The following is a 13,274-nucleotide window of genomic DNA, read 5'->3' as shown; positions in this document are numbered from 1 at the left end:
GCCTTAGCAGGAATTATAATTTAAAATGCATCAGTAACACATCCTTTTGATGCCGATGCCACTGATTTTGCATATTTGTATAATATTCCTTTTTTGTGTTTTAGCTCAGGAGCCTTCCATTCGACTTTTCTTTTGGCTAGTTCTTCATCAGAAATCAGCACATTAATGGAATTATCTTCAGCACTGATTCTAATTTTATCACCGGTTTTTATCAAACCAATGACTCCTCCAGTTTGCGCTTCTGGGGTTATGTGACCAACCACAAACCCGTGGGTTCCACCAGAAAAACGACCATCTGTAATTAGTGCTACCGATTTCCCTAAACCAGCACCCATAATCAGCGATGTTGGTTTTAACATTTCTGGCATACCTGGCCCGCCTTTTGGCCCCACATAACGGATGACGACGACATCACCACGCTCTACTTCTCCATTTGAAATTCCAGTATTGGCAGCTTGTTCACCATCGTAAACAACCGCTTTCCCTTCAAACAGCAATCCTTCATTTCCTGATATTTTTGCAACAGCACCCTCAGTGGCTAAATTTCCATATAGAATTTGTAAGTTTCCTGAAGATTTTAAGGCTTTGTCCTTTGGATAAATAACATCTTGTTCATTTTCAAACTGAAGTGGTTCAACATCTGCAAGATTTTCGGCTAGAGTTTTCCCAGTAACCGTCATACAATCTCCATGCAAATAACCATTATCCAATAAATATTTCATTACGGCTGGTGTTCCACCAATACCGTGTACATCTTCCATTAAATATTTACCACTTGGCTTTAAATCGGCTATAAGCGGCGTTCTATCGCTTACACGTTGAAAATCTTCTAAAGTAAATTCAATATCAGCGGCATGCGCAATGGCCAGGAAATGGAGTACCGCATTGGTTGATCCACCCAAGGCATTAACTAGCGCAATAGCATTTTCAATCGATTTTTTAGAAATTATATCTAGAGGCTTTAAATCTAACTCCAAAAGATTCTTTACGGCGATAGCTGTTCTTTCGCTTTCAGATAACTTATTTGGATTTTCAGCAGGAATTGACGAGTTATAAGGTAATGCAAAGCCCATACACTCAATAGCCGATGCCATGGTATTTGCCGTATACATACCTCCACAAGCTCCTGCTCCGGGGATAGCTCTTTTTATAATCTCTCTATACTCATCTTCTTCAATTTCACCAGCTACTTTTTGTCCTAAAGCTTCAAAAGCTGAAACAATATTTAACTTTCTTCCTTTATACTTTCCAGAGGCTATCGTTCCGCCATACATCATAATTGAAGGGCGATTTAAACGCAACATAGCAATAACGGCACCCGGCATATTTTTATCGCAACCTACCACAGAAATCAACGCATCATAACTTTGTGCATTCATCACGGTTTCAATAGAGTCTGCAATAATATCGCGAGAAGCCAAAGAATAGTTCATACCTGAAGTCCCCATAGAAATACCATCACTTACCCCAATGGTATTGAACCCTAAACCGACCAATCCTGCAATTTTACATTCAATTTTAACCTCAGCGGCCAAATTATTCAAATGCATGTTACAAGGGTTTCCGTCGTAGCCTGTACTGGCAATACCCACTTGAGCCTTGTTCATATCTTCATCCGTTAAACCTACGGCGTACAACATGGCCTGCGATGCTGGTTGCGATTCATCCTGAGTTAACCTTCTACTATGTTTATTGAGTTCCTTCATTTTTGTTATGGATAATTCTTTGTTTTATCTAATTTTAGTTTGAAATTCTAATTCTTTTAAGATTTTTTTAAAATTTTCCGCAAAACTACATTAAATAGTTTTCGAAATTAATTTATTGCTGCTTTATCTTACCCTAGGTTTGTTTTTACGGGTTAAATTCACAACCCTAAAAACAAACACAAACAACTGAAAAACAACTGTTTAAATCAATATTTTTATGATGCCCAAAATGAAAAAAAACTGCATTAAAAAAGCCTTCACTCAAAGGAAGGCTTAAATTTATATTTTGTTTTACTAAACCGTCCCTACTATCGCTAATCCATATTGACACCGATGGTAGTAGAAATGCTATATAAAACGTATTTTTTCATCTTAGGCTACAAATATTTGTAAATAAAATTAAACAGCCAATTTTTTATAGAGAAAAACAAAAAAAAATTAGATTTCCAACCTTAAGAATTTTTAAGATTTTTTTTAACAACCGTTTTACTTTATTTTTTTACTTTTGCCCCATCAAAAATTACAACAAGAGGAAAGATTTGACTGATTGCAACCTCTTAATACTGAAAATCAAAGTACCTCGAATGAAGAGATACTGAAACAAGTTCAGTATTAAAAAAAATGCTAAAGGCAGTGTAAACTTCCTTCGACGTTTTCCGTCAAATCTTGCAATAAAACAAAAACATATGGCTTATTTATTCACTTCAGAAAGTGTTTCTGAAGGGCATCCAGACAAAGTAGCTGACCAAATTAGCGACGCCTTAATCGACAATTTTTTGGCTTTTGACACCGAATCGAAAGTAGCCTGTGAAACTTTGGTAACCACAGGGCAGGTAGTACTTGCCGGTGAAGTAAAATCTACCACCTATTTAGATGTGCAGAAAATTGCCAGAGACACTATTAACAAGATTGGCTACACCAAAGGCGAATACATGTTTGATGGAAATTCTTGTGGGGTGTTTTCAGCCATCCATGAACAATCTGAAGACATTAACCAAGGTGTAGACCGAGGCAGCAAAGAAGAGCAAGGTGCTGGCGACCAAGGTATGATGTTTGGTTACGCCACCAATGAAACAGAAAACTTTATGCCATTGGCTCTGGATTTGTCGCATAGAATTCTAAAAGAACTCGGCGAATTAAGACGAGAAAATAAAGATATCACCTATTTGCGTCCCGACAGTAAAAGTCAGGTAACTATTGAATATAGTGATGATAATGTACCGCAACGTATTGATGCTGTTGTGATTTCCACACAGCACGACGATTTTGCCGATGACGATACCATGTTGACAAAAATTAGAAAAGATATTGTTGATATTTTAATACCGCGTGTGGTGGCCAAATTACCAGAAAACGCACAAAAATTGTTTAACAGCAACATTAAATACCACATTAACCCTACCGGGAAATTTGTTATTGGTGGACCGCACGGCGATACCGGTTTAACCGGACGTAAAATCATTGTGGACACCTATGGTGGAAAAGGTGCCCATGGTGGTGGTGCATTCTCAGGAAAAGACCCTAGTAAGGTAGACCGAAGTGCCGCTTACGCTACTCGACATATTGCCAAAAACTTAGTCGCTGCTGGCATTGCCAACGAAATTTTAGTTCAGGTAAGTTATGCTATTGGCGTAGTTGAGCCTATGGGTATTTTTATAGACACTTATGGTACTAGCCAAATAGATATGACCGATGGTGAAATTGCCAGAAAAGTTTCTGAAATTTTCGATATGCGCCCGTTTGCCATTGAAGAACGCCTAAAATTACGTTCACCCATTTATAGTGAAACTGCGGCATACGGACACATGGGACGCACCAACGAAACCGTAACCAAAACCTTTTCGCAACCCAATGGCGAAACCGTAACATTGGATGTAGAATTGTTTACTTGGGAAAAGTTGGATTATGTGGAACAAGTAAAAGACGTTTTCGGATTGTAAACCAGTACTTTTTTAGATATTTAAAAAGACCGCTAAATAGCGGTCTTTTTTTATTGTAAACTTAATTTTATAAAAATTTTCAACTAACTTCGTTCAACGATGCATATAATACATTGAAACGTAACGACGTACAACCTTGTACAAGCATAATTATTAAACGTCTAGAGTATAAAACCTACAAAAATGAAAACGCAACTTTTATTTATTCTATCATTCCCTTTTTTATTGATTGGATGTGTTCAAAAACAAACAGCTTCGTCAGATTCTGTTAAACCTATTCAAATAAAAACATCAGAACGGAAACTGGTAGATTTATCACATGCCTATTCTGATAAAACCGTGTATTGGGTAACTGCAAAGGAATTCAAATTAGATACTGTTTTTAAAGGACATACTGATAAAGGGTTTTATTATTGTGCAAATAATTTTAGCACTGCTGAACATGGTGGAACTCATATAGACGCACCCATTCATTTTTCAGAAAAAGGCCAAACTGTAGATGAAATTCCTCTTGAAAAATTAATCGGACCAGCAATTAAAATTGATATTTCCTCTGACGCACTTAATAATTCTGACTACCTAATAAAGATTGATGACTTTTTAGCGTGGGAAAATAAAGAAAAAATTAAAATCCCAAAAGGAAGTATTATTTTATTAGAAACAGGATTTTCTAAATATTATCCTGACAAAGCTAAATATATGGGAACAGCCCAACGCGGTGAAGATGCGGTTAAAAAACTACACTTCCCTGGATTATCTAAAGAAGCGGCAAAATGGCTGGTTGAGCAACGAAATATTAATGCAATTGGAATTGATACGCCAAGTATCGATTATGGTCAATCTGAATATTTTGAAAGTCATGTTATTTTACTTTCACATAACATTCCAGCCTTTGAAAATCTTACCAATCTAGACAAATTACCAAATTCTGGATTTGAAATAGTTGCATTGCCCATGAAAATTCAAGGTGGAAGTGGTGCCCCTTTAAGGATTGTGGCTATCATTAATTAATTACACTAATAACTAAATATAACTTTGCAAAATATAATATTAAATCAGGTAATTAATTATGAGTTCTTGAACTTTTGTTATGTCCTATTTCCTTTCGAAAACCCTTGCACACAACACTACTCTAATCTTATACAAAACGTTAAACGCGCCCTCTAAAAATAAAACCCAAAACTACCTGTTATCCCAAATTTTCGGGCGTTGGGATATTCTACCTTGTCTTTGTAATTTCCCCTAAAATTAAAGTCGATTCTAAACACCTTAAAAATGTTGCCAACACCTAAACTGTATTCGTAATAAGGTTGGTTTGATGGCGCCACCAAATCAATGTTATTTGGGTTACTGGTGGTGCTCAGTGCTATATTTTCATCCGAAAGATTGCCCCATGCCCCGCGTACGCTTACAATTTCACGAAGGTTTAGCTTTCTTAACAGTGGTACTCTTGAAAACAGGCGCCCATTAAAATTATGCTCAAAATGAAATGAGGCATAGGTATCGGTAACAAACTCATAAAAATCGAGCTGTGAAAAAGTTTTATAAATTGAAAAGTATGATTGGTTTCCCGGAACCACACTTAACAACCCAAGCGGTACCTTGCCAAAGGTTTTACCTGCTTCAACTGTTGCGGTCAACCTACCAAAACCGCCCACTTGCCATGGCTGGATATACGAAAACTGCAGTTTTGTGTAGTCAAAATCACTATCTAAAATGGTTTTATCACCCCGGCTAACTTGCGCAAAGAGTCGTGCAAAATCATCGTTGGCTGTTCGGCGTTCTACACCATAACCGGTCATTTTCCGCTTCGGGAAATAAGATACCGATAAAGTAGATTCATATTGGTTAATTTCAGATTTTACCCCATCAGTCGTATTATAATCCAAACTGAAGGTTGGCGACGCCGACTCTAAAGTACGGTAGTTAGCACCCAGCCTAAATATTACGTTTCGCCAAGGTTCAGCCTCAATTGCCAAACTGGTTAAGTTTATACTAGTGAGCTTATCGTTGGCGCTCGTACCGACTAATGACGACGACGCCAAGCTCCTACCCAATACATCGGTACTTGTTGTTAAACTAGCCCCTATTTGTTCTACATCGCGACGGTTGCCTCCGGAAATGATAAGTCGGTTTTTCTTATTCAGCAGCAATTTTCCAGATATGCCGTACTTAAATTTATCGTCTCTAAAACCATAAGCCATAAACCCTTCCAATCGCCAAAGGTCATTTGGCCCGAAATAGGTACGTCCACCAGCTCGCATTCTTAGTCCTTCAACTTCGTTAAACCCAAAGGTTGAAAAAATGGGGCCATAATCCAACGGAAGTTTATTAAATTCAATATAACCCGATGCCAAAATGCTTCCCAAATTATAAAGCCGCTTAAACTTTTTTACGGTTTTTAGCGTATCCAACATTTTGTACACGCCCTTTTCATCTTTGTTCAGTTCTTCCAATCGATTTTTAGCCCAAAATGAATCATCTCGATGGTAAACATCCATGTCGTAATTATACACATCCTTTTCGTAAAAATCTTCATCCTTTTTTATGTCGAACTTATAATTATCGTATAGTGTCGTTCTTTTTCCGTAAACACCTCTCGATTTTTCCTTTTTATTGAATGCGAAATCAGTCATCATATAATCCCGCTTAATTAGGAATAACGAATCATTCAATACTTCGAATTCCTGCTCAATATAAATATCTTTTATCCAGTTAATATTAGCACTTTTTGATGCTTGAAGATTAATTTCCTTGATAGCATAAGTGGTATCGGCCACCCAAAAATCACCTTTAAAAGTAAGTTCATTTTTACGGCGTGGGTAATAGATTATGTTATAGCACCATTTATTATCGATAAAAGCACTATCCATCAGTTTATAATTGTAGGTACTGATTCCGGTTTTAGAAAGCGGACTAACAAAACTTTTATCGAAAAACTGGAGATAATTATTGTAGATATTAAAGTCGTTGTACAGGTCGTCTACAAAATCGATGATTATTTGGTTATCGCTAAAACCTGAGTTTTTATTTCCTTTTAAAATCTCTTTGGTTTTATTGATTTCGTTATCTCCATAAACTTCTGCAGCTGCCTCGTTAATAAATATGGGCAAATAGGTTTTTCCTGTAACGCGCGAGGTATCTACTTCGTTAAAAACAAATTCCATCCCTCGGAAGAGCTTACTTTTTATAAGTGCGCTATCGATGGTATTAATATCGAATTCAACTTTTTCATATTTATCATATTGATACTGGGCGAATTGCTTTAAGCCGTTACTTCTTTTATTGTCCCAGATTTTTCTAAGAATATCAATAGCTGGATTGTTTTTTTTAGATATTTTGCCTGCTACAATTAAAACTTCATTTAGTTCTGCACGTTCTTCCTTTAATGTAAATTTTAAATTATAATTTACCCGTTTATTTAAGGGCGCTATTAAAGTTTCGTAACCAATAAAAGATACTACAAGCCCAGCCCATGTTTCGTCTGATTCTAAATAAAACTTACCATTTTCATCGGTGATAGTACCTTGCGTAGAGCCCTGAAATATTACATTGGTAAAAGGTATGGGTTCTTCATTTTCATCAAAGACATGACCACTAACCTTAGTTTGGGCAAAGGCAGAAAAAGTTCCGAGTAGAAAAAGGGCAATAATTAGTCTCAAGTTCATAATACAAAAAAACTTCATCAGCAAGAGTGCTGATGAAGCCTATTTAACGTAAATAATTCTGTTTTATTTATAATTTGTACATCACCTTTTTAACGGCCTTAATCACATCTTCATGATTTGGTAACCATTCTGCCAATAGCACTGGAGAATATGGTGCCGGTGTATCGGCCGTATTAACTTTTACAACCGGAGCATCCAAATAATCAAAAGCTTCAGATTGAACCAAATAAGTGATTTCAGTAGCGACGTTTCCAAATGGCCAAGCCTCTTCCACTACCACTAATCTATTTGTTTTCTTAACCGACTCCAAAATAGCTTTTCTATCCATTGGGCGTACGGTACGCAAATCGATGATTTCACAAGAAATACCTTCTTTTTCTAGTTCGTCGGCCGCCTTATAAGTTTCCTTAATAATTTTTCCAAAAGACACAATAGTAACATCGGTTCCTTCACGTTTAATATCGGCAACACCTAATGGCACAATATATTCGCCTTCGGGCACTTCGCCTTTATCACCGTACATTTGCTCACTTTCCATAAAGATAACTGGGTCATCATCACGAATAGCAGCTTTCAATAAACCCTTTGCATCGTATGGGTTTGAGGGCACAACTACCTTTAATCCCGGTGTATTCGCAAACCAGTTTTCAAAAGCCTGTGAGTGCGTGGCTCCCAATTGACCTGCCGAAGCAGTTGGTCCACGGAACACTATTGGGCATTTAAATTGCCCACCCGACATTTGTCTGATTTTGGCAGCATTATTTATAATTTGGTCAATCCCTACTAAAGAGAAGTTAAAAGTCATGTATTCAACAATAGGTCTGTTGCCCGTCATGGTTGATCCAATAGCTATACCAGCAAAACCTAGTTCTGCAATGGGCGTATCTATAACACGCTTTGGCCCAAATTCGTCCAACATACCTTTTGATGCTTTATAGGCCCCGTTATATTCGGCAACCTCTTCACCCATTAAATAAATGCTTTCATCTTTACGCATTTCCTCACTCATGGCCTCGCAAATAGCCTCTCTAAATTGAATTGTTTTCATTAAAAAAATTTTAATTGGAATAGCAAAAATAACAATAAATGACTTACCAAGAGATAAGATTTTTTTAAAATTTACTATGCGCGCATAACAAATATTCAGAATAAAATAATTAACTTCGTAGCCTGAAAAAATAGGACATTTTAATATATAAATTATCATGAAAATATTAGTGTGCATAAGTCACGTACCAGATACTACATCAAAAATTAATTTTACTGATGGCAATACCAAGTTTGACAACAGTGGTGTACAGTTTGTTATAAACCCTAACGACGAATTTGGTTTAACCCGTGCCATGTGGTTTAAAGAAAAACAAGGCGCAATAGTTACCGTTGTAAATGTTGGTGGCGCTGAAACGGAGCCTACGTTGCGTAAAGCCCTAGCCATTGGTGCTGATGAGGCCATTCGTGTAAACACTGCTCCTACCGATGGTTTTTCAGTTGCGAAACAACTTGCCAGTGTGGCTAAAGACGGCGGATACGATTTAGTAATTGCCGGACGCGAATCAATAGACTATAATGGCGGTATGGTTCCGGGCATGGTGGCCGGTTTAACTGATGCAAATTTTGTAAATAACTGTATTGGTCTAGAAGTTGATGGCACCTCGGCAAAAGCTATTAGAGAAATTGACGGCGGAAAAGAAACCGTTTCAACATCGTTGCCGTTAGTTATTGGTGGACAAAAAGGGTTGGTTGAAGAAAGCGACCTGCGCATCCCTAACATGCGAGGCATTATGATGGCTAGAAAAAAACCATTGAATGTTGTTGAACCTGTTGATGCCGAAGCCGAAACTACTTCCGCTTCTTTCGAAAAACCAGCTCCAAAAGGTACGGTTAAGTTAGTTGAACCAGATAATTTAGACGAGTTGGTAAACCTACTTCACAACGAAGCCAAGGTGATTTAGGAATTAGATTATTCCGCGCTCGTTCGAATTTTTTTCAAACGAATAACAAATTAATAAAATCCTGAAAAATAGCTTCAGGATGACAAATTAAAAAATATTATGTCAGTTTTAGTATATACAGAATCAGAACAAGGCACCTTTAAAAAAGCAGCATTCGAGGTAGCATCTTACGCCAAAGCTGTGGCGGAACAATTAGGCACTACTGTTACAGCGGTTGCTGTAAATACCAATAATGTCTCTACATTGGGCAAATATGGCGTTGACAAAGTATTGGACGTAAAAAACGACCAACTGGACAAATTTAACGCGAAGACTTATGCATCGGTTATTAAACAAGCTGCAGAGCAAGAAGGCTCTAAAGTTGTGGTTGTGAGCTCTAGTGCAAATAGTAAATATTTGGCCCCCCTTTTAGCAGTAGGGTTAAATGCAGGTTACGCCTCAAACGTTGTTGAAGCGCCGTCAAGTACAAGCCCGTTTACGGTTAAACGTTCTGCTTTTACCAATAAAGCTTTCGAAAACTCACAAATAAATACCGATGTAAAAATTGTTGGAGTTTCCAACAATGCCTTTGGTTTGGTTGAAAATAGTGGTAGTGCTTCTGCGGAAGACTTCTCGCCTTCCGTTCCAGAATCACAAGTTCAAGTGGAGTCTGTTGATAAGGCTACCGATAAAGTAACTATTGCCGATGCCGAAATCGTAGTTTCTGGTGGAAGAGGTTTAAAAGGCCCTGAAAACTGGGGCATGATTGAAGAACTTGCCGATATTTTAGGCGCAGCCACAGCCTGCTCTAAGCCTGTTTCCGATTTAGGTTGGAGACCACATGGCGAGCACGTTGGACAAACCGGAAAACCCGTAGCCGCCAATTTATACATTGCCATTGGTATTTCTGGTGCTATTCAGCATTTGGCTGGTATTAACGCTTCAAAAGTTAAAGTAGTTATCAACACAGACCCTGAAGCACCATTCTTTAAAGCCGCCGATTACGGTGTTGTTGGCGACGCTTTTCAAGTGGTTCCAGAACTCATTGAAAAATTGAAAGCCTTTAAAGCACAACAGTAAAATATTTTTTTAGTTTCGATACAAGTGGAGCGTTTAAATCTCGATTATCGAGTAATTTATTTTTTCATAAATTGTATAGTCGTTTTTAACTGCTTAAATTAGCACTTTATACATAATTGTGCCTTGGCACTTGGTAAAGTTCTAATTTAAACAGTTCTTTGCGTTTTGAAAATAATATGAGTTTAGTACGATTAAATATAAAAGGTATTTCTTATAGCCAAACCCAAAATGGCGCATACGCCTTGATTTTAAATGAAGTTGATGGCGACCGAAAACTACCTATTGTTATTGGTGCTTTTGAAGCGCAATCTATAGCCATAGCATTGGAAAAGGAAATTAGCCCGCCGCGCCCATTAACACACGACCTTTTTAAGAATTTTGCTGACCGATTTGAAATAGTGGTTAAGCAAGTGATTATCCACAAATTGGTTGATGGCGTATTTTATTCAAGCTTAATTTGCGAACGCGATAAAATTGAAGAAATTATCGATGCTAGAACCAGTGATGCCATTGCTTTGGCACTTCGGTTTCAAGCACCAATATTCACATACAAAAACATTCTTGACAAAGCGGGTATTTATCTTAAGGTAAACCCCAAAAAAGATGAAGATAGGGAAGGAACGGAAGATAGTATCTTAATGGATGAAGTTGTAGCCAAAGAGCTCGAGGCCGAATCGCCCCGAGAAAATTTAAAAGGCAAAACACTCGATGAACTTCAAAAACTTTTAGAAGACGCCGTTGCGAAAGAGGACTACGAAAAGGCAGCATATATTCGTGACGAAATTTCTAAAAGAGAATAAACTCGTTATTAATTTATGAAAAAGCTGTTTCTATTTTTTGCTTTATGTTTTTTCTTCACTCTAAACATTTCAGTACAAAGTAAAGACAACATAATTTCAAAGGATTCCGTTCACATTGCTGGCGAACCGAAACACAGTCAAATTAATTAAAGCCTCTTCTTTACAATTAGAAGTGTCAAAAGTTGCAAAACCAACACTAAAAACATCTTGTAAACGAATATCATCACGAGCCAATGCTTTCCCATAAGTAGTCTTTGGCGCATACAATGCAGATATGGTTTTAAGCGCCTATTGGGCGAACTATTGCTTCGTTGATTTCGGCCACCATCGCTGGAATGATTATCGGATAAAAGAGCCCCTTTAATTCCCCAAAGTGGAAACCGAAACATAAAACACAATCGTTAATAACTTTTTAATATTATACACCTTAAAACAAGGCGTCGTTAATGCGTTTTTTTTATTTTCGTCGTCAGCCTGTTGAATAAACAGCTATTTGATTTTTAACTATTTATAATTCAAATTTAACTTATGAAAATTTCTTCCCTTTGGGAAGACGGAAGATGGGCATATGAAACAATACCACGATTTAGTAAAACACGTTTTAGAAAACGGTAATGAGAAAGGAGACCGCACGGGCACGGGAACGAAAAGTGTTTTTGGTTACCAAATGCGATTTGATTTAAGTGAAGGATTCCCGATGGTAACCACCAAAAAATTGCACTTAAAATCGATTATCTATGAATTGCTATGGTTTTTAAAAGGCGATACCAATATAAAATACCTAACAGAAAACGGTGTTAGAATTTGGAACGAATGGGCTGATGAAAAAGGGGATTTAGGTCCTGTTTATGGCCACCAGTGGCGCAACTGGAACAGTGATGAAATTGACCAAATCAAGGAGGTTATCCATTCGCTAAAAAACAACCCCAATAGCCGAAGAATGTTGGTTTCAGCTTGGAATCCGTCCGTACTCCCTGACACCTCAAAATCATTTAGCGAAAATGTTGCCAACGGTAAAGCGGCCCTTCCGCCTTGCCATGCTTTTTTTCAATTTTATGTGGCCAACGGAAAATTATCCTGTCAATTGTACCAACGTAGTGCAGATATCTTTTTAGGTGTTCCTTTTAATATTGCTTCTTATGCTTTATTTACCATGATGATGGCTCAAGTTTGTGGCTATGAAGCTGGGGAATTCATCCATACGTTTGGTGATGCGCATATATACAGCAACCATTTTGAGCAATTGGAGTTGCAGCTGTCCAGAGACCTTCGTCCGTTGCCAAAAATGAAGTTAAACCCCGATGTAAAAGACATCTTCGATTTCACTTTTGACGATTTCACATTAGAGGATTATAATCCGCATCCACACATTAAAGGTGCTGTGGCTGTTTAAAATAGCCTTGCCATTTGAATATGCAAAATATTAGTAAAATAAACCCGCATTAGGGATTAAGGCACTTGTTGAAGCTCCCCGAAAAAGGAGGCAGAGACTGCCGAAGGCCCCACCCTTGGGTAACGCCAAAAAAAGTAAAAATAAAAAAAGCACCTCCATTAAAAAATGAGGTGCGTTTTTAAAATGTCTTATAAGAGAAACTATAAGTTTAAAACACCGTTTTCTGCACCGGCAAAATCATTCCAGGCATAAGCATCGGCTGCTTCATCGTTAACGTAAACACCGTCAACAAGATATTTAAACTCGTAAGAACTTCCTGTTTCTAAATCTAAAGTACCTTTAAAAGTACCATTCTTTAATTTTTTAAGAGCTGTTTTCTTTTCATTCCAGTCATTAAAAGTTCCAACTACAGAAACTTTTTTGGCATCTTCTGCAGGTAAAGAAAAAGTTACTTTACAAACTGGTTTGCTTTTTAGGTATTGTTTTTTAATAGCCATAATTCAAATTTTAATTGTGTTGTATTTTGGAACAAATTTAAAAAACAATTCGCTTGTGCTGTACTTTTAAATTCGTTTACAGTAAAGAATTATCATTTTGTTAACATGTAATCGATTAAAATTAGGGTAAACAAAAAAAACAACTGAATATTTGTAATATTATCAATGCAACGTACTCCGTTTTCCTCTGATTTTCAGAGGTTTTTATTCATCAATCATATTCATTGATGTTTTCTTATGGAGTATTTAATCATTCATT

General features: G+C 37.2%; 11 protein-coding genes. 6 read left to right on the top strand and 5 right to left on the bottom strand.

From position 1 onward, the window contains the following. Window positions 1-20 precede the first annotated feature (20 nt). A complete protein-coding gene (gene ilvD, locus ACIEHO_RS07700) occupies window positions 21-1,706 on the bottom strand; it encodes a dihydroxy-acid dehydratase (protein ID WP_406970320.1) in 1,686 nt (561 codons plus the stop codon). A gap of 686 nt (window positions 1,707-2,392) precedes the next feature. Here ilvD and metK point away from each other — a divergent pair. Then, window positions 2,393-3,646, top strand: a complete 1,254-nt coding sequence (gene metK / locus ACIEHO_RS07695; RefSeq protein ID WP_406970318.1) for a methionine adenosyltransferase — start codon at window positions 2,393-2,395, stop codon at window positions 3,644-3,646. Window positions 3,647-3,829: 183 nt separating this feature from the next. Continuing rightward, the gene (locus ACIEHO_RS07690; protein WP_406970316.1) at window positions 3,830-4,657 is read left to right on the top strand and encodes a cyclase family protein; all 828 of its coding nucleotides are present in this window, start codon (window positions 3,830-3,832) and stop codon (window positions 4,655-4,657) included. Window positions 4,658-4,809: 152 nt separating this feature from the next. On the opposite strand, the gene ACIEHO_RS07685 is transcribed toward ACIEHO_RS07690, so the two are convergent. After that, window positions 4,810-7,314 (bottom strand): DUF5686 and carboxypeptidase-like regulatory domain-containing protein, encoded by a 2,505-nt coding sequence (locus tag ACIEHO_RS07685; protein ID WP_406970314.1) that lies wholly within the window; start codon window positions 7,312-7,314, stop codon window positions 4,810-4,812. Between the two features lie 67 nt (window positions 7,315-7,381). Beyond that, the gene (locus ACIEHO_RS07680; RefSeq protein WP_406970312.1) at window positions 7,382-8,362 is read right to left on the bottom strand and encodes a pyruvate dehydrogenase complex E1 component subunit beta; all 981 of its coding nucleotides are present in this window, start codon (window positions 8,360-8,362) and stop codon (window positions 7,382-7,384) included. Window positions 8,363-8,519: 157 nt separating this feature from the next. Here ACIEHO_RS07680 and ACIEHO_RS07675 point away from each other — a divergent pair, with 157 nt between their 5' ends. The 3 genes from ACIEHO_RS07675 (at window position 8,520) to ACIEHO_RS07665 (ending at window position 11,125) form a co-directional block, all read left to right on the top strand. Next, a complete protein-coding gene (locus tag ACIEHO_RS07675) occupies window positions 8,520-9,266 on the top strand; it encodes an electron transfer flavoprotein subunit beta/FixA family protein (RefSeq protein ID WP_406970310.1) in 747 nt (248 codons plus the stop codon). 99 nt (window positions 9,267-9,365) lie between these two features. Beyond that, on the top strand, window positions 9,366-10,325 hold the full coding sequence (locus ACIEHO_RS07670) for an electron transfer flavoprotein subunit alpha/FixB family protein (protein WP_406970308.1): 960 nt from the start codon (window positions 9,366-9,368) through the stop codon (window positions 10,323-10,325). A 176-nt stretch (window positions 10,326-10,501) separates the two neighbouring features. Beyond that, a complete protein-coding gene (locus tag ACIEHO_RS07665; protein ID WP_406970306.1) occupies window positions 10,502-11,125 on the top strand; it encodes a bifunctional nuclease family protein in 624 nt (207 codons plus the stop codon). Between the two features lie 96 nt (window positions 11,126-11,221). On the opposite strand, the gene ACIEHO_RS07660 is transcribed toward ACIEHO_RS07665, so the two are convergent. Next, window positions 11,222-11,392, bottom strand: a complete 171-nt coding sequence (locus ACIEHO_RS07660) for a hypothetical protein (RefSeq protein ID WP_406970304.1) — start codon at window positions 11,390-11,392, stop codon at window positions 11,222-11,224. A gap of 301 nt (window positions 11,393-11,693) precedes the next feature. Here ACIEHO_RS07660 and ACIEHO_RS07655 point away from each other — a divergent pair, with 301 nt between their 5' ends. Beyond that, window positions 11,694-12,518, top strand: coding sequence for a thymidylate synthase (locus tag ACIEHO_RS07655; RefSeq protein WP_406970303.1), 825 nt, complete (start codon window positions 11,694-11,696; stop codon window positions 12,516-12,518). Between the two features lie 200 nt (window positions 12,519-12,718). On the opposite strand, the gene ACIEHO_RS07650 is transcribed toward ACIEHO_RS07655, so the two are convergent. Continuing rightward, on the bottom strand, window positions 12,719-13,015 hold the full coding sequence (locus ACIEHO_RS07650; RefSeq protein WP_406970301.1) for an isoamylase early set domain-containing protein: 297 nt from the start codon (window positions 13,013-13,015) through the stop codon (window positions 12,719-12,721). Between the last annotated feature and the right edge of the window lie 259 nt (window positions 13,016-13,274).

This window comes from Flavisericum labens (assembly GCF_045446075.1).
GTDB classification, from domain to species: domain Bacteria; phylum Bacteroidota; class Bacteroidia; order Flavobacteriales; family Flavobacteriaceae; genus Flavisericum; species Flavisericum labens.
Note: the sequence above shows the minus strand (reverse complement) of the source record. Positions and strands in the feature narration are given on the sequence as shown.

Bases quoted from the DNA above. Each gene is read 5' to 3' on its own strand.
- ilvD (WP_406970320.1), bottom strand. From the start codon at position 1,706: ATGAAGGAACTCAATAAACATAGTAGAAGGTTAACTCAGGATGAATCG.
- metK (WP_406970318.1), top strand. From the start codon at position 2,393: ATGGCTTATTTATTCACTTCAGAAAGTGTTTCTGAAGGGCATCCAGAC.
- ACIEHO_RS07690 (WP_406970316.1), top strand. From the start codon at position 3,830: ATGAAAACGCAACTTTTATTTATTCTATCATTCCCTTTTTTATTGATT.
- ACIEHO_RS07685 (WP_406970314.1), bottom strand. From the start codon at position 7,314: ATGAACTTGAGACTAATTATTGCCCTTTTTCTACTCGGAACTTTTTCT.
- ACIEHO_RS07680 (WP_406970312.1), bottom strand. From the start codon at position 8,362: ATGAAAACAATTCAATTTAGAGAGGCTATTTGCGAGGCCATGAGTGAG.
- ACIEHO_RS07675 (WP_406970310.1), top strand. From the start codon at position 8,520: ATGAAAATATTAGTGTGCATAAGTCACGTACCAGATACTACATCAAAA.
- ACIEHO_RS07670 (WP_406970308.1), top strand. From the start codon at position 9,366: ATGTCAGTTTTAGTATATACAGAATCAGAACAAGGCACCTTTAAAAAA.
- ACIEHO_RS07665 (WP_406970306.1), top strand. From the start codon at position 10,502: ATGAGTTTAGTACGATTAAATATAAAAGGTATTTCTTATAGCCAAACC.
- ACIEHO_RS07655 (WP_406970303.1), top strand. From the start codon at position 11,694: ATGAAACAATACCACGATTTAGTAAAACACGTTTTAGAAAACGGTAAT.
- ACIEHO_RS07650 (WP_406970301.1), bottom strand. From the start codon at position 13,015: ATGGCTATTAAAAAACAATACCTAAAAAGCAAACCAGTTTGTAAAGTA.